21 protein-coding genes and 5 pseudogenes are annotated in these 23,250 nt (G+C 59.5%); 20 read left to right on the top strand and 6 right to left on the bottom strand.

Annotated features, from left to right (window positions below):
• Window positions 1-95: 95 nt before the first annotated feature.
• The 9 genes from nirK (at window position 96) to ACOZKU_RS23580 (ending at window position 7,918) form a co-directional block, all read left to right on the top strand.
• The gene (gene nirK, locus ACOZKU_RS23620; RefSeq protein WP_314092071.1) at window positions 96-1,238 is read left to right on the top strand and encodes a copper-containing nitrite reductase; all 1,143 of its coding nucleotides are present in this window, start codon (window positions 96-98) and stop codon (window positions 1,236-1,238) included.
• Between the two features lie 130 nt (window positions 1,239-1,368).
• Entirely contained in the window at window positions 1,369-2,283 is a 915-nt protein-coding gene (locus tag ACOZKU_RS23615) for an SUMF1/EgtB/PvdO family nonheme iron enzyme (RefSeq protein WP_421580927.1), read from the top strand.
• A gap of 71 nt (window positions 2,284-2,354) precedes the next feature.
• Window positions 2,355-3,050 carry a Crp/Fnr family transcriptional regulator gene (locus ACOZKU_RS23610; RefSeq protein WP_421580926.1) on the top strand — a complete coding sequence of 232 codons (696 nt, stop codon included), beginning with the start codon at window positions 2,355-2,357 and terminating at the stop codon, window positions 3,048-3,050.
• A gap of 253 nt (window positions 3,051-3,303) precedes the next feature.
• The gene (napE, locus tag ACOZKU_RS23605; RefSeq protein ID WP_314092394.1) at window positions 3,304-3,483 is read left to right on the top strand and encodes a periplasmic nitrate reductase, NapE protein; all 180 of its coding nucleotides are present in this window, start codon (window positions 3,304-3,306) and stop codon (window positions 3,481-3,483) included.
• Between the two features lie 10 nt (window positions 3,484-3,493).
• Window positions 3,494-3,994, top strand: coding sequence for a ferredoxin-type protein NapF (napF, locus tag ACOZKU_RS23600; protein ID WP_421580925.1), 501 nt, complete (start codon window positions 3,494-3,496; stop codon window positions 3,992-3,994).
• Window positions 3,987-4,271, top strand: a complete 285-nt coding sequence (locus ACOZKU_RS23595) for a chaperone NapD (RefSeq protein ID WP_314092077.1) — start codon at window positions 3,987-3,989, stop codon at window positions 4,269-4,271. Before napF ends, ACOZKU_RS23595 begins: the two co-directional genes overlap by 8 nt.
• Entirely contained in the window at window positions 4,246-6,750 is a 2,505-nt protein-coding gene (napA, locus tag ACOZKU_RS23590) for a periplasmic nitrate reductase subunit alpha (RefSeq protein WP_421580924.1), read from the top strand. The genes ACOZKU_RS23595 and napA overlap by 26 nt, the downstream gene beginning before the upstream one ends.
• Complete coding sequence (locus ACOZKU_RS23585; RefSeq protein ID WP_298093960.1) at window positions 6,720-7,211, top strand: nitrate reductase cytochrome c-type subunit; 492 nt, start codon at window positions 6,720-6,722, stop codon at window positions 7,209-7,211. Before napA ends, ACOZKU_RS23585 begins: the two co-directional genes overlap by 31 nt.
• Window positions 7,212-7,213: 2 nt before the next feature.
• Complete coding sequence (locus ACOZKU_RS23580) at window positions 7,214-7,918, top strand: cytochrome c3 family protein (protein ID WP_421581044.1); 705 nt, start codon at window positions 7,214-7,216, stop codon at window positions 7,916-7,918.
• A 43-nt stretch (window positions 7,919-7,961) separates the two neighbouring features.
• Here the strand turns inward: ACOZKU_RS23580 and ACOZKU_RS23575 are convergent, their stop codons facing one another.
• The 4 genes from ACOZKU_RS23575 to gcvA form a co-directional block, all read right to left on the bottom strand.
• Window positions 7,962-8,186: a hypothetical protein gene (locus ACOZKU_RS23575; RefSeq protein ID WP_313529928.1), complete on the bottom strand. Its 225-nt coding sequence runs from the start codon at window positions 8,184-8,186 to the stop codon at window positions 7,962-7,964.
• Between the two features lie 160 nt (window positions 8,187-8,346).
• Window positions 8,347-9,969, bottom strand: coding sequence for a peptidoglycan D,D-transpeptidase FtsI family protein (locus tag ACOZKU_RS23570; protein WP_421580923.1), 1,623 nt, complete (start codon window positions 9,967-9,969; stop codon window positions 8,347-8,349).
• 41 nt (window positions 9,970-10,010) lie between these two features.
• Window positions 10,011-12,428: a penicillin-binding protein 1A gene (locus tag ACOZKU_RS23565; RefSeq protein ID WP_421580922.1), complete on the bottom strand. Its 2,418-nt coding sequence runs from the start codon at window positions 12,426-12,428 to the stop codon at window positions 10,011-10,013.
• A 304-nt stretch (window positions 12,429-12,732) separates the two neighbouring features.
• Window positions 12,733-13,611, bottom strand: a complete 879-nt coding sequence (gene gcvA / locus ACOZKU_RS23560; protein ID WP_421580921.1) for a transcriptional regulator GcvA — start codon at window positions 13,609-13,611, stop codon at window positions 12,733-12,735.
• A gap of 118 nt (window positions 13,612-13,729) precedes the next feature.
• Between gcvA and ACOZKU_RS23555 the strand changes: the two genes are divergently transcribed.
• The 5 genes and pseudogenes from ACOZKU_RS23555 to ACOZKU_RS23535 all read left to right on the top strand — a co-directional run bounded on the left by ACOZKU_RS23555 (window position 13,730) and on the right by ACOZKU_RS23535 (window position 18,428).
• Window positions 13,730-15,190 (top strand): amidase, encoded by a 1,461-nt coding sequence (locus tag ACOZKU_RS23555; RefSeq protein WP_421580920.1) that lies wholly within the window; start codon window positions 13,730-13,732, stop codon window positions 15,188-15,190.
• Window positions 15,191-15,203: 13 nt separating this feature from the next.
• Window positions 15,204-16,445: an MFS transporter gene (locus ACOZKU_RS23550; protein WP_421580919.1), complete on the top strand. Its 1,242-nt coding sequence runs from the start codon at window positions 15,204-15,206 to the stop codon at window positions 16,443-16,445.
• 33 nt (window positions 16,446-16,478) lie between these two features.
• Window positions 16,479-16,824, top strand: a pseudogene (locus ACOZKU_RS23545) (integrase core domain-containing protein); the annotation flags it as partial.
• 78 nt (window positions 16,825-16,902) lie between these two features.
• Window positions 16,903-18,004 (top strand): annotated as a pseudogene (locus tag ACOZKU_RS23540) (IS3 family transposase).
• A gap of 88 nt (window positions 18,005-18,092) precedes the next feature.
• On the top strand, window positions 18,093-18,428 hold the full coding sequence (locus ACOZKU_RS23535; RefSeq protein ID WP_421581053.1) for a hypothetical protein: 336 nt from the start codon (window positions 18,093-18,095) through the stop codon (window positions 18,426-18,428).
• Here ACOZKU_RS23535 and ACOZKU_RS23530 read toward each other — a convergent pair.
• Window positions 18,349-18,872: pseudogene (locus tag ACOZKU_RS23530) on the bottom strand (EAL domain-containing protein). The gene ACOZKU_RS23535 and the pseudogene ACOZKU_RS23530 sit on opposite strands and share 80 nt — an antisense overlap.
• Between ACOZKU_RS23530 and ACOZKU_RS23525 the strand changes: the two are divergent.
• The 3 genes from ACOZKU_RS23525 (at window position 18,781) to ACOZKU_RS23515 (ending at window position 20,116) form a co-directional block, all read left to right on the top strand.
• On the top strand, window positions 18,781-19,137 hold the full coding sequence (locus ACOZKU_RS23525; RefSeq protein ID WP_421581052.1) for a hypothetical protein: 357 nt from the start codon (window positions 18,781-18,783) through the stop codon (window positions 19,135-19,137). The pseudogene ACOZKU_RS23530 and the gene ACOZKU_RS23525 sit on opposite strands and share 92 nt — an antisense overlap.
• Window positions 19,138-19,517: 380 nt before the next feature.
• Entirely contained in the window at window positions 19,518-19,826 is a 309-nt protein-coding gene (locus ACOZKU_RS23520; RefSeq protein WP_421580918.1) for a type II toxin-antitoxin system RelB/DinJ family antitoxin, read from the top strand.
• On the top strand, window positions 19,823-20,116 hold the full coding sequence (locus tag ACOZKU_RS23515) for a type II toxin-antitoxin system RelE/ParE family toxin (protein WP_421580917.1): 294 nt from the start codon (window positions 19,823-19,825) through the stop codon (window positions 20,114-20,116). Before ACOZKU_RS23520 ends, ACOZKU_RS23515 begins: the two co-directional genes overlap by 4 nt.
• 196 nt (window positions 20,117-20,312) lie before the next feature.
• Here the strand turns inward: ACOZKU_RS23515 and ACOZKU_RS23510 are convergent, their stop codons facing one another.
• Window positions 20,313-20,861, bottom strand: coding sequence for a TetR/AcrR family transcriptional regulator (locus ACOZKU_RS23510; protein WP_421580916.1), 549 nt, complete (start codon window positions 20,859-20,861; stop codon window positions 20,313-20,315).
• Window positions 20,862-20,972: 111 nt separating this feature from the next.
• On the opposite strand from ACOZKU_RS23510, the gene ACOZKU_RS23505 reads away from it, so the two are divergent.
• The 3 genes and pseudogenes from ACOZKU_RS23505 to ACOZKU_RS23495 form a co-directional block, all read left to right on the top strand.
• Window positions 20,973-21,761, top strand: coding sequence for an SDR family NAD(P)-dependent oxidoreductase (locus tag ACOZKU_RS23505; protein WP_421580915.1), 789 nt, complete (start codon window positions 20,973-20,975; stop codon window positions 21,759-21,761).
• A gap of 55 nt (window positions 21,762-21,816) precedes the next feature.
• Window positions 21,817-22,910: pseudogene (locus ACOZKU_RS23500) on the top strand (alkene reductase).
• 241 nt (window positions 22,911-23,151) lie between these two features.
• Window positions 23,152-23,250, top strand: a pseudogene (locus ACOZKU_RS23495) (IS6 family transposase); the annotation flags it as partial.

The raw sequence follows: 23,250 nt of genomic DNA, 5'->3' as shown, positions 1-23,250 counted from the left end.
GTTTGTCCCATCACAAAGAGGTTGGCGCGAATGCTTCTAGAACAGAGAGGACTGGGCGATAGACATCGCTCCGTCCTTTCAAAAGGAGAAACTCAATGACCGAGCAGTTTCAGATGACCCGCCGCACGATCCTCGGCGGTGCCGCGTTTGCCGGCGTCCTGACGCCGATCATTGCGGCGTCGATGGCCCGCGCCGAAGGCGGCGCGATCGAAACGAACGCCGCGGCGACCGCGGCCGATATCGCCATGCTGGAGCGCGTGAACGTTGAACTCGTCAAGCCGCCCTTCGTCCATGCCCATACCCAGAAGGCCTTGGGCGGCCCTAAGATCTACGAGTTCACCATGACGATCGAGGAAAAGAAGATGATCCTCGACGACAAGGGCACGGAAGTGCACGCCATGACCTTCAACGGCTCGGTTCCCGGCCCTCTGATGGTGGTGCACCAGAACGACTATGTCGAGCTGACGCTGATCAACCCCGAGACCAACGAGTTGCAGCACAATATCGACTTCCATGCGGCCACCGGTGCTCTTGGCGGCGGCGCGCTGACGGTGGTCAATCCCGGCGAACGCACCGTGCTGCGTTTCAAGGCCACCAAGGCCGGCGTCTTCGTCTACCATTGCGCACCTCCCGGAATGGTTCCGTGGCACGTCACCTCGGGCATGAATGGCGCCATCATGGTGCTGCCGCGCGAAGGCCTCACCGATGGCCACGGCAAGGAGCTGGCTTATGACCACATCTACTATGTCGGCGAGCAGGACTTTTATGTCCCTCGTGATGCCGAGGGCAACTTCAAGAAATATGCCAGCGTCGGCGAAGCCTATGACGATACGCTGGCGGTCATGCGGACCCTCACCCCGAGCCACATCGTCTTCAATGGCGCCGTGGGCGCACTGACGGGCGACAATGCTCTGAAAGCAAAGGTGGGCGAGAAGGTGCTGATCGTGCATTCGCAGGCCAACCGCGACACCCGTCCGCACCTGATCGGCGGCCATGGCGACTATGTTTGGCAAACCGGTAAGTTCCACAACCCGCCCGATGTCGACCAGGAGACCTGGTTCATTCCGGGTGGCACGGCAGGCGCAGCGTTCTACACGTTCCAGCAACCGGGCATCTATGCGTATGTGAACCACAACCTCATCGAGGCTTTCGAACTCGGTGCCGCCGGCCACTTCGCCGTGACAGGCAATTGGAACGACGACCTTATGACCTCGGTCACTCCCCCGAGCGGCGTCTGACGCCTTTCGACGACGTCGCGCCCTCCATTCCGGTGGGCGCGTTCCCGGATCGCGGCCCCGCGGTCCTATACCAATCGGTGCCCAACCCGGATGCCGAACGATCGTCCGGGCGAGGCGCGAGGAGGTCTTCATGGCTGCGCTGACGTCGAAACCCGGCATTCCTCTGTTGTCGTTCGGCCTTCCCATCGTGCTCCTCGCCGTGCTTACCGGCACGCTCGCGGTGAAGACGAACCTGATTGGTGCGGCCACTTCCGGTCCCGTTCTGGACGAGCCGCTGACGGTGGAAATCGCGCCGCGCGCCTTCGACTATCGCGAAAGCGGCGAGTTTTTTCGCAATGGCTTTGCCGTCGATGGACCGGTGAAAAGCGTCAACATGCGGCGCCCGCTCACCATCATGAAATATCAAGTGACTGCTGCTGATTACGGCCGTTGCCTGGCCGACAGCGTCTGCCTGGCGGCGGAGCCGGGCTTTGCTCCTGTCGCTGCCGCCAAGACACCTGTGACCGGCGTCAGCTATGACGATGCTATCGCCTATGCCGGCTGGCTGAGTGCGCGCACCGGTGAGGTCTGGGTTTTGCCGACGGACCAGGACCTCGCGTTTGCGGCCGGCTCGCGGTTTCCCGACGATGCGCTCGGTGTCGATATCAACAGCACTAATCCGGCCGACCGGTGGCTCGCTGACTATAATCGCGAGGCGGCGCGAAAAGCCTCCCGCGATCCGGTGCCGCAACCGCTCGGACGCTTCGGCGAGAACGAATACGGCTTTGCGGATTTCGCCGGCAACATCTGGGAGTGGACCGCAACCTGCAATCGGCGCGTCATTCTCGACAAGGCCGGCACCGTTGTGAACGACGTATCGTCCTGCGGCATCTATGTCGCGAGCGGCAAGCACCGGGCGGCGCTGAGCTCGTTCGTGCGTAACCCGAAGGGCGGGGGCTGCGCGGTTGGTGTTCCACCCGACAATGTCGGCTTCCGGCTGGTCAAGGATACGCGTTGGTATGCGCCGCTTCTTGCCAGGCTGAAAGACCGGGGTTTTGCGTTCTGAACTTTTTGCCGGCGGAGAGGTGTGATAGAACCCGGCTGCGCCGCTTGAGGCGTACGCAAAGGGACACGATTGTGAAGATTGACAGGACCGTCGTTCGGTCGCTCGCCCTGTTTGACAGGATGAGCGATGAGGACCTCGACAGGCTGCTTAACCATGCGACCGCGCGCCGCGTGGCGCAAGGTGACGCTGTCTTCGAACAGGGCGAGCAGGCGGCGAGCTTTTTCCTGCTGCTGCACGGGCGCCTGAAGGTGATGCAGGTGACGGAAGACGGCCAGCAGATCATCGTGCGCGTCGTGCATCCCGGCGATCTGTTCGGCTTTGCCAAGGCGCTGCAGCGTTCGGACTATCCAGGCACCGCGAAGGCCGCGACGGAAAGCGTCATCCTCGGCTGGCCGACTGACCTCTGGCCGCATTTCGTCGAGCAGAACCCCCGGCTTGCCGTCAGCGCCATGCAGACGATTGGCCAGCGGCTGGAAGAAGCGCATACCCGCATCCGCGAAATGTCGACGCAGGAGGTTGAGCGCCGTGTGGCGCACGCTGTGCTGCGTCTTTCCAAGCAGGCCGGCCGCAAGGAGGGCGAGGGCATCCGCATCGACTTCCCGATCTCCCGGCAGGACATTGCCGAAATGACCGGCACGACGCTGCATACCGTCTCGCGCATCCTGAGTGCCTGGGAATCGCAGGGCCTTGTCGAGGGTGGCCGCCAGAAGCTGCTGGTGAGGGACATGGCGGGCCTTGCCGCTCTCGCGGACGGTGGCCGCGACTGACGTCCTGGTGCTTATTTTATCGCGTCATTATTCAGTAAATTCTGAATTATTATAATATTTATCTTAAATTATCGGTGTTTTTCTAGAAATGCTTCGTGCCTCGATGTATTCCTGTCGATATATCCAGATTTGACACTATGCAAATATAATTATGATAGAAAAAGTATAGTTTATTATTCTTTCTTTCTTGGCGATGGATGCTAGTATCGCGGCAATGAAGTGTCGCCGGAGGTAAGCATTCTTGTCCGACGTCTTGACAGATCATCCGTCGCCGCCCGCACCGAAATCCAGCCGGCGCCGCGAATTGCTGACATTCCTCATCCTGGCCTTTGGGATCTGGCCTATCCTCGCCGTTGGTATCGTTGGGGGGTATGGCTTCCTCGTCTGGGGTTTCCAGATCATCTACGGGCCACCCGGCCCGCCTAGCCATTGAGGAAATGGCCATGCGGCAGGAAGCATTGTCCCGGCGTGATTTTTTGAAAGGCAGCAGGCGGAGCGCGGCCGTCTCTATCCGGCCTCCCGGCATGCTGGATGCGGCGCTCGCCGACTGCACTGGTTGCGGTGCCTGTGTCGAACACTGTCCGACCGGCATTGTCAGCCTCGTCGACAATCGCCCTGTACTCGATTTTGCCGCAGGCGAGTGCACTTTCTGTGGCGCTTGCGCGGAGCACTGTCCCGAGCCCGTCTTTGCCGAGGACGCGGTGACCCGATTCGATCACGTCGTCGCCATCGCCACGTCCTGTTTGCCCTTCCAGCGCGTCGACTGTCAGGCCTGTCGGGACGCCTGTCCCACTGGCGCGATCCAGTTTCGTCCGGTGCTTGGCGGACCCTTCATGCCGGAACTGGTGACGGAAGCCTGTACGGGTTGCGGCGCCTGTATTTCCGTCTGTCCCGTCGGCGCGGTTTCGATCGCGCCGCAGAGCGCGGAGGCCGCTTATGCCTGAACAGCGGCAACATCACATTTCCAGCGCTGTCATCGCCACAAAGCCCGGCGGGATCGACGGCGTGCTGGCAGCCCTTGCCGGCTTCGACAATGTCGAGGTGCATGGCGCAGACAAGGGCAAGATCGTCATCGTCATCGAGGGGCCGTCGACCGGGGTGCTGGGCGATACGCTGATGCGCATCTCACTCCTCGACGGTGTGATCGCGGCAAACATGGTTTTCGAACATGTCGAAATGGAAGGGGACGAGGCTGATGGGCAGCGAACTGACGCGGCGTGACATCCTGAAGGCCCAGGCGGCGGGCGTCGCTGCGGCGGCGGCCGGCATTGCACTACCGGCGGCCGCCCAGCCGGTGCCAGGCGGCGTGAGCGCGCTCGAAATCAAGTGGGACAAGGCGCCGTGCCGGTTCTGCGGCACGGGCTGCGGCGTCATGGTGGGCGTCAAGGAAGGCAAGGTCGTCGCCACCCATGGCGACATGCAGGCCGAGGTCAATCGCGGCCTGAACTGCATCAAGGGCTATTTCCTCTCCAAGATCATGTACGGAGCCGACCGCCTGACGACGCCGCTCCTGCGCAAGCGTGACGGCGCCTATGCCAAGGACGGCGAATTCGAGCCGGTAACCTGGGAAGAGGCCTTCGACGTGATGGCCGAGCAGGCCAAGAAGGTCTTGAAGGAAAAGGGTCCGACGGCGCTCGGGATGTTCGGCTCCGGCCAGTGGACGATCTTCGAGGGTTATGCCGCGACCAAGCTGATGCGCGCCGGCTTCCGTACGAACAATCTCGATCCGAATGCCCGCCACTGCATGGCCTCGGCCGCCTATGCCTTCATGCGCACGTTCGGCATGGACGAGCCGATGGGCTGCTATACCGATTTCGAACATGCCGACGCCTTCGTGCTCTGGGGCTCGAACATGGCGGAGATGCATCCAATACTCTGGACCCGCATCGCCGACCGGCGGCTCGGCAACGAACATGTGCGCGTGGCGGTGCTCTCCACCTTCACCCATCGCAGCATGGACCTGGCCGATATCCCGATGGTCTTCAAACCGGGCACCGACCTCGTCATCCTCAACTATATCGCCAACCACATCATCCAGACCGGCCGGGTGAACGAGGATTTCGTGAAGAACCACACGAAATTTGTGCGCGGTGTCACCGATATCGGCTATGGCCTGCGGCCGGACAACCCCGTCGAAGTGAAGGCGGCCAATTCCGCCGACCCGGCCAAGACCGAGGCGATCGATTACGAGGCGTTCAAGGCTTTCGTCGCCGAATACACGCTGGAAAAGGCCGTGGAGATGACCGGCGTCGAGGCTGGCTTCCTCAAGCAGCTCGCCGAGCTCTATGCCGAACCTGATCGTAAGGTCATGTCGCTCTGGACCATGGGCTTCAACCAGCATGTACGCGGCGTCTGGGCCAACCAGATGGTCTACAACCTGCATCTCTTGACGGGCAAGATTTCCGAGCCGGGCAACAGCCCGTTCTCGCTGACCGGCCAGCCATCGGCCTGCGGCACGGCGCGCGAGGTCGGCACCTTCGCCCATCGCCTGCCGGCCGATATGGTGGTGACCAATCCGGAACATCGTAAACATGCGGAAGAGATTTGGCGCATTCCGCACGGCATCATCCCGGAAAAACCCGGTTATCATGCCGTCCAGCAGGACCGCATGCTCAAGGACGGCAAGCTCAATTTCTACTGGGTGCAGGTCAACAACAACGTCCAGGCCGGTCCGAACACCTCGAACGAGACCTATCAGGGCTATCGCAATCCGGACAATTTCATCGTCGTGTCGGATGCCTATCCAACGATCACGGCAATGAGCGCCGATCTGGTGCTGCCCGCCGCCATGTGGGTGGAGAAGGAGGGGGCCTACGGTAATGCGGAACGGCGCACCCATGTATGGCACCAGCTGGTGCAGGCGCCGGGCGAGGCGCGCTCCGACCTCTGGCAACTGGTGGAATTCTCCAAGCGCTTCACGACTGACGAGGTCTGGCCGGCGGACATCTTGGCTGCCAACCCCGATTACAAGGGAAAGACGCTCTATCAGGTGCTTTATGCCGACAGCGACGTCGCGAAATTCCCGATTAGCGAGGTCAAGCCTGAGCACGCGAACAACGAGGCCCAGCATTTCGGCTTCTACATCCAGAAGGGCCTGTTCGAGGAGTATGCCGCCTTCGGCCGTGGCCATGGTCATGACCTTGCGCCCTACGATACCTATCACGAGGTGCGCGGCCTGCGCTGGCCGGTCGTCGACGGCAAGGAAACGCTGTGGCGTTACCGCGAGGGCTACGACCCCTATGTGAAGCCCGGCGAAGGGGTGAAATTCTACGGCAACAAGGATGGCAAGGCCGCGATCATCGCCGTGCCCTACGAGCCGCCGGCGGAATCCCCCGATGCCGAATTCGATACCTGGCTCGTCACCGGACGCGTGCTTGAGCACTGGCATTCCGGCTCGATGACGATGCGTGTGCCCGAACTCTTCAAGGCATTTCCCGGGGCGCGCTGCTTCATGAATGCCGACGATGCGCGCAAGCGCGGCCTCAACCAGGGCTCGGAAATCCGCATCATCTCGCGGCGCGGCGAAATCCGCTCGCGCGTCGAGACGCGCGGGCGAAACCGCATGCCGTCAGGCGTGATCTTCGTGCCGTGGTTCGATGCCAGCCAACTCATCAACAAGGTCACGCTCGACGCCACCGATCCCATCTCGAAACAGACGGATTACAAGAAATGCGCAGTCAAGATCGTACCCGTCGCATAACCCTCCCCAGAGGATGGGTGCTGGCCGCGCTCAGCGCCGCCGTGATCGCCACCAGCGCCATGGCGCAGATGGTGCCGCAGCTCTCCGGCCCTGACGGAGACAAGATGCAGGAAGTGCCGGCCGATCCGCTGCCGAAGTGGATCGTCGACGATATCAGGCGCATGCGCGCCTATCCCGAGCAGCCGCCGATCATTCCGCACTCGATCGACGGCTACCAGTTGTCGGTCAATGCCAACCGGTGCCTCTCCTGTCACAAGCGCGAGTTCTCGCAGGATGCCGGCGCACCGATGATCAGCGTCACCCACTACATGACCCGCGAAGGCCAGATGCTCGCTGACGTTTCGCCGCGGCGCTACTTCTGCACCGCCTGCCATGTACCGCAGGCCGACAAGAAGCCGCTTGTCGGCAACACGTTCAAGGACATGAGCGAACTCGGCGTCACCGGTGCGGGAAGCGAGTGATGATGGCGCGCATCAAGTCATTTATCCTCTGGGTCTGGGCCATTCTGACGACGCCGGCGGCGACGCTCAGCCTCGCCTTCCTGACGCTCGGCGGCTTCGTCGGCGGCGTGATGTTCTGGGGCGCCTTCAACACGGCGCTGGAACTGACCAATACGGAGAAGTTCTGCACCTCCTGTCACGAGATGAAGGACAACGTCTATCAGGAGTTGACCAATACGGTGCATTTCACCAATCGCTCCGGCGTGCGCGCCTCCTGCCCGGATTGCCATGTGCCACACCAGTGGACCGACAAGATCGCCCGCAAGATGCAGGCCTCGAAGGAGGTCTGGGGCAAGATCTTCGGCACGATCAACACCCGTGAAAAATTCCTCGACAAGCGGTTGGAGCTGGCCAAGCACGAATGGGCGCGCCTGAAGGCGAATGACAGCCTTGAATGCCGCAATTGCCATTCCGCCGCGGCGATGGACTTCACCAAGCAGACGCAACGGGCCGCCGACATCCACTCGAAGTATCTCCTGCCGGGCAAGGCGACCTGTATCGACTGCCACAAGGGCATTGCCCATGAACTGCCGAATATGGAGGGCGTCGAACCAGGCTGGAAGATGCCAAAGGATCTCGAGGGCCAGGAGCTGCCCGCGGCATCGAGTGATGCCATCGGGGATCTGCGCAAGGCAGTTGCAAGCGCACATGGCTCAATGACATTTTAGGGTTCTGCGTTGGTTAAAGTAGGGGTTATTGGTTCATATCCGTTCAAGGCGAGAGATGGTGGTTGATTTCTATGCCTATGGGTTCAGCTTTGGGCTTGATTTTGCGCCCATTCGCAGCAATCGCGTTTGCCTCCTGAAGGAGAAAATCTACCACGCCGCGGATATCGAGAATGTCGATGTCCATGCCGAACGCACCGGTCGCATAGGGGACGTACAAAATCCTGTACTTCTTGCTACCGTCCGAAGCGCACTCGGCGGCGCTGCGCATCTAGTTATGGGTGAATTCGAACTCTAAGGCCTCATTGAAGTACGACTTCACTTCGTAACGCCACTCCACCTCGATTGTCTGGTCGTCACAAACAAGCCAAGCTTACCACTGCGGCTTGACCCCCACCTTTTCCCGCTCCCGTGATTGGTCGACTACGCCGTCAGCGGAACGCGCTGAATGGATCGGTGTGTCCGTCGAAGGAGGGCATATGTCCAAGCATGGGCAGAACGCGCTTGAGCACAGCTCCGCCTAGCGGCACGGCGTTCCAGCCTGACGTCCGGAATCCGTGGGTTTCGGGAAGTCCCTTCGGCTCATCGAGAAGGGTGAGTATAAGGAATCGGGGCTCTTCCACCGGCACCACACCCATAAAGGAGGTGATATTCAGCGTCTTCGAATAACGCCCGCCGACGACCTTCTCAGCTGTGCCCGTCTTCCCGCCGATCCGGTAGCCGATGATGCGGGCGTTGCGGGCTGAACCCTGTTCGGCGTTGAGGAAGAGCAGGAAGCGCATCGCCTCGCTCGCATTCGGGCTGACGAGTCTGGAGGCGAGCTTGCGCGTCTCGACTGGATCGCCCTTGATGAAGGTCGGACGGATCAGTGTGCCGCCGTTGACGAGTGCGGCGACGCCCATGCTCGCCTGAAGGGGGGTAACGGCAATACCGTGCCCGAAAGACGCGGTTGCTGTGGTGATGTCGCCCCACTTCCGGGGAAGGATCGGCGTTGCGGTCTCCGGCAGCTCCGTTCTGAGCGTTTCCATCTGGCCGAACCGACGCAAGAATTCCTGATGATAGTCCTTGCCGATCTGCATCGCGATCTTTGCCATGGAAATGTTTGAGGAATAGATGAACGCTTCCTGTAAGGAAAGCGGCCGGTACTTGCCTTCGAAATCGCGGATACGCATGCGCCCGAAGGCGACTGGTTTGCTCGCGTCAATCATTGAGCGCGTCGTATATTGACCGGATTCCAGAGCCATGGCCGTCGTCAGCGCTTTGAAGGTCGATCCCATCTCGAAGACGGACGCGGCGATCCGGTTGATTCGATCGGGTTTCAGGGCGTCGGCCGGTGCATTCGGATCGAAGGTCGGCAGAGAGGCCAGCGCTAGGATTTCTCCCGTGTTCACATCGAGGACGAGACCTGCGCCAGCCTTGGCGGCGTACCTCTTTATGGCCTTCCCGATTTCGTCTTCGAGCGCATACTGAACGCGAATATCCAGCGAGGTCATGATGGGATTGAGGGCGCTGCTCTTGAGATCGATGCCGCTTTGCCGCAGCGTTGCGAGCCCGTTGGTTTCAATCCATTTCTCGAGGCCCGAAATACCGATATTGTCGACATTGACCGCCCCGAGCACATGCGCCGCGAGTGTACCGTTGGGGTAGATCCGCTTCTTGTCACGCTGGAAGCTGAGACCGGGAATGCCGGCGTTCCAAAGAGCCTGCTCTTCCCTGGGGGTGATGTGTCGCCTGATCCAGGCGAAAGCGCCTCTGGCCGACAGGCGGCGATGGAGTTGCTTTCGGTCGAGGTCCGGAAGGGTCGCGGTAATGCGTTCGACCGCGTCGTCGATATCCACCATGACACGCGGCGAGGCGTAGACGCTGGTAATCGGAATGTCCATGGACAGCACGACACCATTACGGTCCAGGATCGCTGGCCGGCCGTTCGTGCTGTTTCTGAGTGTGAAAACCTGTTCTGGCGGAGCCTGGACGCCCAGATGGATGAGTCGACCCAAAATCGTCAGGACAGCGATGGAAAAAACGCCCATGATTACGACCGTGCGTTTGCGCATTGACGATCTGTGCGCGACGGTAGGACGATGGATTGCCATGGTCAGTAAAGCCCGCCGGTACTTTCGAGAAGGCGCGCTCGCAAGGGCTCGTCGATACCCTCAGGACGATCGCTCACATCGAGTGCCCTGTCCTCTTCGCCGATCACGCCGCAGCTGGCCGCGCAAGGGCCTGTGCCGGGTTTGAAGGCTTCGAGGAGGGAGCCGGTGCCCTCGGACGGAACGCCGCTGCGTCGTTCGATGCGGTGGAACGCCATGCCTTTCGGCGGGATGAACTCAATGCGCTTGCGGCCGGCGAGGGCCACCTTCATGAAGTCGATGAAAACTGGGGCGGCAAGCCCTCCGCCGGTTTCGCCTGAGCCCAGATGCCTCGGGATGTCGTAGCCTATGAAAATGCCGGTCACCAACTCTGGTGTGTAACCGACGAACCAGACGTCCTTCTCGTCGTTGGTCGTGCCTGTCTTGCCAGCGACCGGCACGCCTAGAACCTTTACGCTGCGTGCTGTTCCGCGCTCAACGACGCCTTGCAGCATGGAGGTGATTTGGTAGGCTGTCATCGGATCGAGGACGTAATCCCTATCGTCTGTGATCTCGGGCTCTGGTTGCCTGCTCCAGGCCGATACATTGCAATCTGGACAATACCGGGAGTCCTGTCGGAAGATGGTGCGACCGCTACGGTCCTGGATCCTGTCGATCATCGACGGGCGCACGTCTCGACCGCCATTGGCGATTACGGAATAGGCTGAGACGAGGCGCATCAATGTGGTCTCGCCCGCCCCAAGCGACATGGGCAGATAGGGTTGCAGTTGATCGTAGAGGCCAAAGCGTTTGCCGTAATCAACTACGACATCCATGCCGACGGCCTTGGCGAGCCGAACGGTCATTTGATTGCGGCTGTTCTCTAAGCCGACACGTAGGGTGGACGGTCCGCCAGAGCGACCATCGTAATTCTTTGGCCGCCATATGCGTCCGGCACCATCGGGTATGGCAAGTGGGCCATCAAGCACAAGAGTTGTCGGTGTGTAGCCGGTATCAAGTGCGGCAGCATAGACGAAGGGTTTGAACGACGAGCCGGGTTGGCGGTAGGCTTGCGTCGCCCGGTTGAACTGTGATTGCGCGTAGGAAAAACCTCCTGCCATGGCGATAACGCGGCCCGTACTGGGCTCCATAGAAACGAGCGCGCCTTGAACCTCCGGGGGCTGACGCAAGCGGTATCCGTCTTTCGTTTCTTCAACGTAGACCACGTCCCCCGTTGAAAAGACCGGAAAGGAATCGTTGGCACAGCGACGGCGGCCGTCAGAAGGCCGGCACAAAGCCCAGCGATTTGCCTTGTCCATGAGAACCGCTCTCACGGTCCCATCGATCTGCACCGTCAATGCGTTCGCGGAGACCTCGGTGACGAGGGCGAGCTGCCATTCCGGAACATCGGCAAGAGGCTTTGTCCTTTTCCGCGCATGCTGCCAGGTTTCACCGTCTGTCAACCGCGCGACCGGTCCGCGGTAACCCTTCGCCTCATCATAGTCGACCAGCGCTTTACGCAGGGCGCGCATTGCGGTCGCCTGGAGATAGGGATCGAGTGTCGTGCGAATGGTGAAGCCTGCGGTGTAGAGGCCTTCGCCACCGTATTGCGCAAGCAGGAACCGTCGCACCTCTTCCGTGAAATAATCGTTCAGCGGCGTGGTCGGGCGGTCATCGTTGAGTTTGACCAAAAGTGGCTCCTCAACAGCCTTGGCGGCCTCTTCGCGGCGAATGAACCCATTCTCCTGCATCTGCGCAATGACCCAGTTGCGCCGGCCGACTGCCTTCTCGCGGGCGTCTAGGGGATGGTAGTTGTTCGGCCCCTTCGGGAGCGCTGCCAGATAGGCCGCCTCCGCAATAGTGAGTTCATCCACGCCTTTGCCGAAATAGCTGAGAGCAGCCTGCGCCACACCGTAGGCGCCGACGCCGAGATAGATGTCGTTAAGATAAAGCTCCAGGAGCTGATCTTTGCTAAAACTCTGGTCGATCCGCAGTGCCACCAGTGCCTCTTTGAGCTTGCGCTCGAAGGTGCGGTCGGAATTCAGCAGGAAATTCTTGGCGACCTGCTGCGTGATCGTCGAGGCGCCGACGAGCCGGTCGCCGGAGAGAGCTTTCCCGACATTGGATAACAGCGCACGTGCGACGCTTTGCAAGTCAATACCGGGATGCTGATAAAAATTCTTGTCCTCCGCTGCGAGAAACGCGGCACGCACCCGTGCGGGAATCCGCTCAAGTGGTAGGAAAAGCCGCCTCTGCCTTGCAAATTCGGCGAGAGCCGAGCCGTCCCTCGCATAGAGGCGTGAAGTAAGTGATGGCTTCCAATGTGTCAGCGCGTTATAATCTGGGAGGGTTCCCGTAAGACTATGGACCGTGGCCAATGCAATTGCTGCGGTCAGCAGTATTATATTAAATGCGGCGTTTAAGGAATTCACGATAATAATCATAGACCAACCTGTTCGCGCAGTTTTGGCATAGGAAAAATCCAGCCGCGCCCATGCCGCAGCCTGCCATGCTCAGTACTTTTTGCTGTCCGCCTCTATCGTGGACGACCCGATGCCATGTTGATACAGGCTGCATAGGCCCAAGCCAAATGACGATATCTGGTGGTAGCCATTAGAAAAATGAGGCCATACCTCGACCCGTCACCCGGGGAAAACGGGGGCCATGAGCCAGCTTAGTGAAGTTGATCCAGGTCTCGATTGTGACGACCAGGCAGGTCGCACCGCAAGGTTGATGTCGATGCGCTCATCAACTTACATTCAGGATCCAGTTGCGAAAGATCGCGACCTTTCGGTTGTCCTGTGTATGCTCAGGGCACACCAAGTAATAGGCAAGGTCGTCAATCAAAGTGGCATCCAGGAGCTGCACCAAGTCGCCGCTCGCAAGTTCCGCCGCAATCATTGCAACGGGCAGTAACCCCGCTCCCTGACTAGAAAGGATCGCCTTTAGAATAAGGCTGCTATCGTCAAATGAGGGGCCGCGGGGGGAGCGGAATTCTTCCACACCATTCGCCTGAAACCAAAGGCTCCACCCCTTTCGATCGGCATCTTGGACATGTGGCCAGCCGACCAGATCCGCCGCGCATCGGGGGGCGCCGAGGCGTTCAACGAGACCGGCGGCCGCCACGGCAACCATTTCAACGGCGATGATGTGGTCGCTGCGCAAGCCCCGATAGCGGCCGATACCATGGCGCACGGCGACGTCGACGCTGCTGCGTGAGAAGTCCGCGAGGGCGCTGCTTGTGACGATTTGAAGATCGATATCGGGATTGCTTTCCCGGAAAGATTGCATGCGTGGCACGAGCCAGGAGGATGTAAAAAACGGTGTAGCGCTGACCGTCAATATGCCGTCGTCGGCGGATGACCTGACCCGTCGTGTGGCCTCGGCGATCTGTCGAAAGGCGTTGCGGACTGCTGGCAGATAGTCCCGGCCCGCATCCGTCAAGAAGATGCCGCGTGTCACCCGCTTGAACAGTTTTACCCCGAGATGAGCCTCCAGCGACTTAAGTAGCTGGCTGATAGCGCCGGGCGTGACGCAAAGCTCATCGGCCGCCATCTTGACCGAGAGATGGCGTGCTGCTGCCTCGAACGCCTTCAGTGCATTGAGCGGTGGAATGTCACGATTCATGAATTAGATTTTCTATGTTATTTGCAGGAGGAAATCTGGTTTGTGCAGCCCTGTAGGTATGCTCTATCACGCTTCATCACCGCTGTCTTGTTCGCCATGAACAGGGGAGGGCGGTTAGATGGAGGCAGATTTTCTAATGCATGCGATACCCGGTTCCGAGGCAGTTGGAATGGTGATGACTTCGGCTGACCTCACTTTGCTTACTCTCACAGAAGTCGGCGACACGATCAGAAATGGGGGCACCTCCTCGCTGGCGATCACTAAGGCCCAACTTCACCTCATCTCCGATCTAGATCCGGACCTCCACGCCTATTCGCAGGTGATGGAAGCGAGTGCATTAGAGCAGGCGAAAACAGCGGACGAAGAACTCGCAGCCGGATGCTATCGTGGCCCGCTGCATGGTGTTCCCATTGCCGTCAAGGATTTATGCTGGGTCGAGGGCCAACGGACCCGTGCCGGCACACTTGTCCATCAAAACTTCATTCCGGACGAAGACGCCACAGTCGTCAGACGACTGAAACAGGCCGGGGCGATCATCATCGGCATGACGCAAATGACCGAGGGCGCCTATTCAGACTATCATCCGGCAATAACCCCGCCTGTAAATCCGTGGAACGGGGACTACTGGGCCGGGATTTCCTCAAGTGGTTCAGCAGTCGCGACGGCGGCGGGCCTTTGTTTCGGTGCGATCGCGTCGGACACTGGCGGATCGATCCGGTGGCCCTCGGCCGCAAATGGGGTCACCGGCCTCAAACCGACATGGGGACGTGTCAGCCGGCATGGCGTCTTTGATCTCGCACCCTCTCTCGACCACATTGGTACAATCGCGCGAAGTGCCATCGACGCAGGGGTCATGCTTGGCGCCATTGCAGGGAGCGATCCGAAGGACCCTACCGCGGCGGCGCAACCAGTGCCGGATTTCTGCTCCGCTTCACGCAGCGGGATCGACGGCCTGCGGATTGGCTTTGATCCACGGTTGAATAGTGAGGATGTGGAGCCCCAGACACGGGCTGCTCTCGCAGCCGCTACCGCCGTTTTTTCCGACCTCGGCGCGCACATGGTCGAAATCACGTTCCCCGACGTAAGGCAAATGATTGCCGATTGGGTGCCGAACTGCGCCGCGGAGGCGGCGGTCGTTCACGAGCGTTACTTTGCGAAGAACAGGGCTTTGTACGGGCCGATCCTTGCGGGTGTTATTGAAATGGGCAAAGCCGTCTCGGAGGCTGAGTATCAACAGATACTTCTGCGTCGAGCGATTTTCCGCGCTGAAGTCGAGGTTCTATGTGCGACGGTCGACCTGATCCTGACCCCGGTCCAGCCGTTCGCTCCCCTGACGCTCGCCGCCATCGCGACACTGGGTGAGCAGCCTGATCTGATTGCCAGGCTGCAACGGTTTACATGCCCTCTCGATATGAGCGGCCACCCCGCACTTACTTTCCCAGCGGGCATTGCAAAGGATGGAATGCCGATCGGTCTTCAACTCCTAGCCGGTCATTTTCGGGAACTAACCTTGGTGCGCGCTGGAGCTGCGTTCCAGGGGCGCACGGCTTGGCATCAAAGACACCCGAGAATCTCTTGAGGAGTAGACAACCATGAACGCAACCCCGGAGCGCAGCGGCATCTTCTACGGCTGGGTCGTCGTCGCCGCAACATTTACGCTGACTTTCGTGGGCTTCGGTAGCGCCTACACCTTCAGCGCTTTCATCGATGTTTTGCAACGAGATCTCGGAGCGTCACGTGGATCGGTCTCGCTCGTCTTTTCGTTTGCAGGCTTTCTGTACTTCTGCCTGGGCGTGATTTCCGGTCCTCTTGCAGACCGATTTGGAGCAAGATCGCTCTGCGTTATGGGGATGGTGCTGGTCGGGCTCGGCCTTGCCTTGGCGGGGCAGGCGCGTACCATCGCCGAAGCCTATGCGGCCTACGGGCTCGGTATAGGTCTGGGCGTAGGGTGCTCCTATGTGCCCGCCCTCGGCGCAGTTCAGCGTTGGTTCATCACGCGACGCGGGTTGGCATCGGGTCTTGCGGTCAGCGGTATTGGGTGCGGTACGCTTGTCATGCCGCCTCTGGCGACGTGGCTTATATCGACGCTTGGCTGGAGAGAAGCCTACCTGGTGCTCGGTGGCGCGGCCGCAACCGTTGGTGTTGCCGCCTCACTACTGCTCGAAAGCGATCCGGGGCGACGGGGTCTCCTGCCGGACGGAGCCGTGCTTGAACACGGCATAGCGAGCCCGGCGGCAAGGGAGGGAGTTTCGGTCAAGGATGCGATACGCACCCCACGATTTATCGGCATGTACGTAGCATGCCTGTTGAGCGCAATCGGCGTGTTCATTCCCTTCGTTCATCTAGTACCGTTTGCAGTCGATCACCACATTTCTCCGACCGCCGCGGTCCTCCTCTTGAGCGCGATTGGCGTTGGCAGCACGGCGGGTCGCTTCTGCCTTGGAGGGCTCGCGGATCGCTTGGGCCGTGATACCTTCCTGGTTGCAATGTATGTAGGTATAGCGGCTTCGCTTGCGGTCTGGGCCTTCGCGGCCGGGCCGCTGGCCCTTGCCGCCTTCGCCTTGCTGTTCGGATTGTTCTACGGCGGCTGGGTCGCAGTGCTGCCGGCAGTGGTCGCCGATCATTTCGGCCAACACAATGTTGGGGGGACGATCGGCATACTTTACACGAGCGTTGCGATTGGCACGCTCATTGGCCCTAGCATCGCCGGTTATATCCACGACGCTAGTAACAGTTACTTCCCGGCCATTGCGATAAGCGGATGTGCTAACGCGATAGCCGCGCTTGTGGCGATCCTGACGAACACCATCCAGGTCAGGACGTATGCCGCATGACGACCATCGCCTGACCGTTTTGTGGTGAGGCCTGACTTATTCATCCTAAGGAGCATCCCGACGCACATTCATTCCGACAAAGGCCCGGAGTTCATCGCCAAGGTACTCCAAGAGTGGATCGCAGCAGTCGGGGCGAAAACCGCCTACATCATGCCGGGCAGTCCCTGGGAAAAGGGCTATTGCGAAAAGGCTCAACTCGAAGCTCCGTGACGAACTACTCAACGGCGAAATCTTCTATACGCTCGAGGAGGCGAAGATCATCATCGAAAACTAGAGACAGCATTGCAACATCGTCCGGCCCCACTCATCGCTGGGATATAAGCCGCCGGCACCCGAAGCAGCGGTCTGGCCTCGCCAAAACGTACCGGCTTCAACATGATCTGAACCCTTCAAACTGGACCGATTTTGGTTAGCGTTTTCCGGTGATTTTTCCTGGCTGGGAAAGGAACGGAAGACGATGAAGGCATCGCAGTTTTCGGACGCGCAGAAGGCGTTCATTCTGAAGCAGGGTAATGAAGGGGCGACGGTCGCGGAGATCTGCCGCAAGGCGGGGATCAGCCAGGCGACCTATTTCAACTGGAAGAAAAAATACGCCGGTCTGTTGCCGCCGGAGATGAAGAAGCTGAAGCAGCTCGAGGACGAGAATGCGCGGTTGAAGAAATCGTCGCGGACCTGACGCTGGACCGCGAGATGCTGCAGGATGTCATTCGGCGAAAGCTCTTAGGCCTGCTCGCAAGCGTGAGGTGGTGAAGGGCATGTGCCGGGATTGGATGATCTCGATCCGGCGTGCCTGTGGAGCGTTGAAACTCGATCGGTCGACCTACCACTACACCTCTCGCCGTGCCGATCAGGCCGGTCTGGAACGTCGTATTCGGGAGATTTGCGAGACGCGCGTACGCTACGGCTATCGTCGTGTGCATGTGCTGCTGGAACGCGAAGGTTGGGCCACCAACATCAAGCGAACCTATCGCATTTACAGAGACTTGGGCCTGCAGTTGCGCAACAAGACGCCGAAGCGCAGGGTCAAGGCAAAGCTTCGGGAAGATCGGCAGGTGGCGATCGGTCCGAACGACGTGTGGGCGATGGACTTCGTGCACGATCAGCTCGCGACCGGAAAGAAACTGCGGGTTTTGACGGTAGTCGATACCTTCTCACGCTACGTGCCAGTGCTTGATCCGCGTCACAGCTATCGCGGTGAAGACGTGGTGCAAACGCTGGAACGGGTGTGCCGCCAGGTTGGCTATCCGAAGACGATCCGTGTCGATCAGGGTACGGAATTCGTGTCCCGCGATCTCGACCTTTGGGCCTATGCCAAGGGCGTGATCCTGGACTTCTCACGGCCGGGTAAACCCACGGACAATGCTTTTATCGAAGCCTTCAACGGGCGCTTCTGAGCGGAGTGCCTGAACCAGCATTGGTTCCTGACCCTTGCGGACGCCCGCGAAAAGATGGAGGATTGGCGTAGAGACTACAATGAGTTTCGGCCACATGGCGCGATCGGAAATAACGTGCCGATCTCGCTAATGAATTTGGAAGGCGTAACCAGCCCGCCTCCCTGACGATGCCGGAAAACTCCAGCCTCCGCTGGTCCAGAAACTTGGGGCGGATCAGCCCGAGCATGCACTAAGACTCCAAACGGATCACATAATGGGGGCAGGCCAGATCGACATGGCTAAAATGGATACCTACAGGCAAGCCGTGGGAAATCCATTTTCGGATCGCATGGCCGAGGAGTTGGAAGCGGACGCCGGTGAGGATAAACTGGCGGCGGAGATCGCAGCCAAAGCTTCAGCTGAGCCCGCTGATCTCCCGCTCGATATCGAACAGGGCGTCGATCCGTTTGACGGCTTCAAGCGCCATAGGCGAGATCGGCGCGGCGTTCTTTCCAACCCCATGTCGGCACTCAGGTCAAAAGGGATTTCACAATTTTGTAGCTCGCAGGCTTTTGGTGCAAGTCGGCGACGAAGCTCCGATCAATCCTAAGTTTAGTCAGCGGCAGCGCATGCAGCCGCGTCAGAATGGAATAGCCCGTTACAAAGTCGTCCAGTGAAATACCGCAGCCGATCCGCCGCAACGTCTCGACAGAATGTGTAATCTGGGCAAAATCGTGCGCAAAAGCCGTCTGTGTGATCTCAAGATCGAGGCGCTTGGGATCAAAGTTGCTGTTCTCGATAATGCCTATGATCGCTAACACACTCTCGTTCGAATTCAGGTCGTATGCTGACAGGTTGGATGCGAGGTGCAAAGGCGGATCCAGTAGCTGGCTGCGGCGAGCGCCTTCCTTAAAAGCGGCTTTGTCAGCGCACCCACCATACCGGCCCTTTCGGCGGTGGGGATGAAGCACGCAGGAGACACGGTTCCCAAGGTGGGGCTATCCCATCGCGCAAGAGCTTCAAAACCGATGATCGAATCGTCGCTGGTGTCCACTACTGGCTGGAAAACCAACTATGCACTTTACCACGCAAAAAAGAGCCAGCGCGGCGGTGCGGTCCTTTTCGACACCGATCATGAACAGAAGATCAACCTCGCTTCTCGCATAGAAAGCGCTCTAAAGCAGGCAAATCTCGAAGAGGAATTTGCTGTGAGCAGTGACGGCACGCCGAGCGTCAACCAATATGGCGCCAAACTCAAATGGGTAACTGCGAGCGCCCAGGTGCTTGAGAGCAAAATGAAATACATCATAGGCATCTGACGTGTGAACGCTCGACACTGCGCTTTTACGAGCTCAGGATTGGCGCTTTGCACCGACATGAAAAGCCGAGCGCGGAAATGCAAACTTTGTATATACTCATAAGTTCACTCATCGCTTGACGGATGAATCTATTGCATATCACCTCCTTCAATAACGGAAACCGACACGGTTAATAGCTCCAGTGCGTGACCTACACCAGTATTACGGTGATTTCCAATCTCATGCAGCGCATCTTGCGAACAATATATAGGGACCTGAGCCTAGATCCGTATCCCTTCAAGAGCATTTAAGAGAGGCGTGAACGCGGAATGACGGCGCGAAATTTCAGCTGGAAAACGTCATTCAATTGCATTACATTCTCCTTGAATATGGAGACAGCCATGGCCGCAAACGCTCTTGTACAAACACGTATTGATTCCGAAGTCCGGGATCGTGCTTCTGCCGTCCTTGAAAGCATGGGCCTCACGGTATCTGATGCGGTTCGTATCATGCTCACCCGGACTGCTAACGAGGGCGCTCTGCCTCTTGAACTTTTATCCGGCAGTGAGGCGCATGACGCCTGGTTTAGGACCAAGGTGCTCGAAGCGTTAAACGATACTCGACCGGATTTATCGGACGACGAGGCCGAGGCGCACTTTTCCAAACGTCGAGCGGCAGCCCACCTTAAAGCTGGTGTGCCAGGATCGTGAAACTTACTTGGTCTGCTTTTGCGTTATCGGATCGTGACGCCATCTTCACATACATCGAGGCAGATAATCCCGCCGCTGCCGTCTTGATCGATGAACGGATAGCCGCTGCCGCCCGTCGCTTGCTCGACTTTCCTGCCAGTGGGCGCCTGGGTCGAATTGCCGGGACACGCGAACTCGTCATAAATGGCACGCCTTATATCGCCGCCTACGCCGTTGCCGAGACGACAGTTCGAATTCTTCGCGTACTCCATGGCGCGCAAGAATGGCCAGAAAATCTGCCGCTAAGCTGATCGACCACGTTTGTGTGGGGGCCGACGGTTCGATCCCCATCAAGGCGAAGACGCGCGCAAGGCATCTTGCTCGAGCTAACTGTTGTTCACTCGCAACGACGGCTTTGCGCCTCCATTTCTGCCCGTACTTGAAGTTCGAGCGTTTCCTCGAAGCAGACGTAGGTTAGGCACCAGAAATGCCCAGTATCTTATTCCGCTAGCCGACACTGGCGTCGATCCACTCGCGCGTGTGCTCAAGAACCTCGTCAGACAATTCAGGATCATCGACCGCTCTCGCGAGGATGACGGCTCCGACCATTGCTGCCCAGCTTCCGATCGCTGCCCGGCGCTTGTCGACTGCACCATCGTCCGGAAGCGCCTGCTCGATACGGGCGATTTGTGACCGCAGTCCCTCTGTCATGGCGGCTTTTGCGGCGGGCGTCTGGTGGCGAATTGCGGCGGCCAGACCTGCCGTCGGGCATCCATTACCGGGATTATCCCGGTGACGAGGCGCCAGGTAGGAGCGGACGAAACCGCTGAAATCACCGTCTCCGAAACTGTCTGCGGCAAGCGCGTGCGCCAGCGTCTGGGCCACCAGATCGTCCTTCGAGGTGAAGTGTCCATAAAAGCCGCCATGGGTCAGGCCGGCCGCCTTCATGACCTCGGCGACGCTCACCGCATCGAATCCCTTGTCCTTAAACAGCCGGCTGGCGACGTCCAAGATCCGGCGACGGTTCTCCGCCATCTGTTCTCGGCTGACCTTCATTTTTAAAATTCTCCGCGATGGCCGTTGACATTTACATGATGGCCATCATATTTAGATCCAATCATGATGATGATCATGAATATAGGATCAATGACAGAAAAGAGCAATCCGATGAGTCAAGTTTCCGCAGTCCTGATAACGGGCGCCTCCACGGGCATTGGCGCAACCTATGCCGAGCGGTTCGCACGTCGCGGACATGATCTCGTGCTGGTCGCCCGAGACGTGGCGCGCATGGAAGCGCTTGCCAGCCGTCTGCGCCAGGAAACCGGCGTGACGGTCGGTATTCTCCCGGCCGATCTCACCCAGGCGACGGATCTTGCCAAGGTCGAGACCAGACTGCGTGACGATGCGCGCATCGGCATTCTCGTAAACAATGCCGGAACGGCGATCGGCGGATCCTTCGTCGATCAGAGCGTCGATGACATGAGCAAGCTCGTGGCGCTCAACGCCACCGCACTCGTCCGGCTTGCCGGCGCGATTGCTCCGCGTCTTGCCAAGGCCGGCGAGGGCGCGATCGTCAATATCGGTTCGGTCGTCGGCCTCGCGCCGGAATTCGGCATGACGGTCTACGGCGCGACGAAGGCTTTCGTGCTCTTCCTGTCGCAGGGGCTCGCACACGAACTGGGGTCCAAGGGCGTCTATGTCCAGGCGGTGCTTCCAGCCACCACCCGTACCGAGATCTGGGATCACGTCGGCGCCGACGTGGACGCCATGAGCAATGTCATGGAAGTGGGCGATCTGGTCGATGCGGCCCTGGTCGGGTTCGACCGCCGCGAACCGGTGACCATTCCGCCGTTGTACGATGTCGGCCAGTGGGACGCCTTCGATGGCGCGCGCAAGGCCATGCTCGGCAATCTCGTGAACGCGCTCCCCGCCGAACGCTATCGCACGCTCGCCTGAGCATCGGCCAGTCAGCGCGCCAACGGCGCTACAGAAGACACATCACAGGTATATCATGACCAGCAACACGCTTTTCGAACCCGCCACCTTCGGCGACATCGCCCTTTAAACCGGATCGTCATGGCGCCGCTGACGCGCAACCGTGCCGGCGCGGGTTTCGTGCCCGGCGACCTGACCGTCGAGTATTACGCCCAGCGTGCTTCGGCCGGACTGATCATTTCCGAAGCGACCCAGATTTCGCAGCAGGGCCAGGGTTATCAGGACACGCCCGGCATCTATAGCCCGGCGCAGATAGACGGCTGGCGCAAAGTGACCGCTGCCGTGCATGAAAAGGGTGGACGCATCGTCCTGCAGCTATGGCATGTCGGCCGCATCAGCCATGTCGACCTGCAGCCGAATGGCGCCCAGCCGGTGGCGCCCTCGGCCATTCGCGCCGCGACCAAGACTTTCGTCAACAACGCCTTCGTTGATGTGTCCGAGCCTCGCGCCCTGGAGATCGATGAACTCTCAGGCATCGCCGACGACTTCCGCCAGGCTGCCGCCAATGCCATTAAGGCCGGATTCGACGGGGTCGAGGTTCATGGGGCCAACGGCTATCTGCTTGAGCAGTTCGCCAAGGACGGCGCCAATGTCCGAACGGATGCCTATGGCGGTTCCGTGGAAAACCGCGCGCGTCTGATGCTTGAAGTCACCGCCGCGGTGGCGCGGGAAATCGGGCCTGAGCGCACCGGAATCCGGATTTCGCCGGTCTCGCCCGCCAATGGTATTTCCTCCAGCGATCCCCAGGCGCAGTACGACTATATCGTCGATCAGCTCGACGCGCTCGGCATCGCCTACGTTCACGTCGTCGAAGGTGCGACCGGTGGCCCGCGCGACGTCGCTCCCTTCGACTACGGATCGCTGCGCCGGCGCTTCAGCAAAGCCTATATCGCCAACAACGGCTTTGATCTCGAGCTTGCGACATCGCATCTGGCCGATGGCAAGGCGGATCTGATCGCCTTCGGACGCCCGTTCATTGCCAATCCGGACCTTGTGGAACGGCTGCAAAGCGGCGCGCCCTTGGCTGAGATGAACCCGGCGACGCTCTATGGTGGTGGTGCTGCAGGTTATACCGACTATCCGCGCCTTACCGAGACTCCCGGTCGTTGAGCCATACTGGGGCCGTACCTCGGCGCGGCCCCTTTCATACTGATTATCATCAATCCCTGACAATTCCCAAGGCTGTGCGGACGGATGTTGCACGCCAGATCGAGAAGAAAGCCAATGGTAACCTTTGCATCAAAAGGGCAGAAGACCGCATTTGTCACCGGTGCCTCCAGCGGTATCGGGAAGGCGGCGGGGTGGCGTCGCCTTAACCGCCTGGTTGGAATTGACTTGGTATCGGGTTTTCATGACCGAAGCCCCGCATGTCCACTTCAGACGCCACCGCTTTCCCGCTGAGATCATTGCCCATGCCGTATGGCTCTATTATCGGTTCCCGCTTAGCTTT

Origin of the sequence: Shinella sp. M31 (genome assembly GCF_049199205.1) — a bacterium.
Taxonomy (GTDB): Bacteria; Pseudomonadota; Alphaproteobacteria; order Rhizobiales; family Rhizobiaceae; genus Shinella.
The sequence above is the reverse complement of the archived record's forward strand: the minus strand, read 5'-3'. Positions and strand labels throughout refer to the sequence as shown.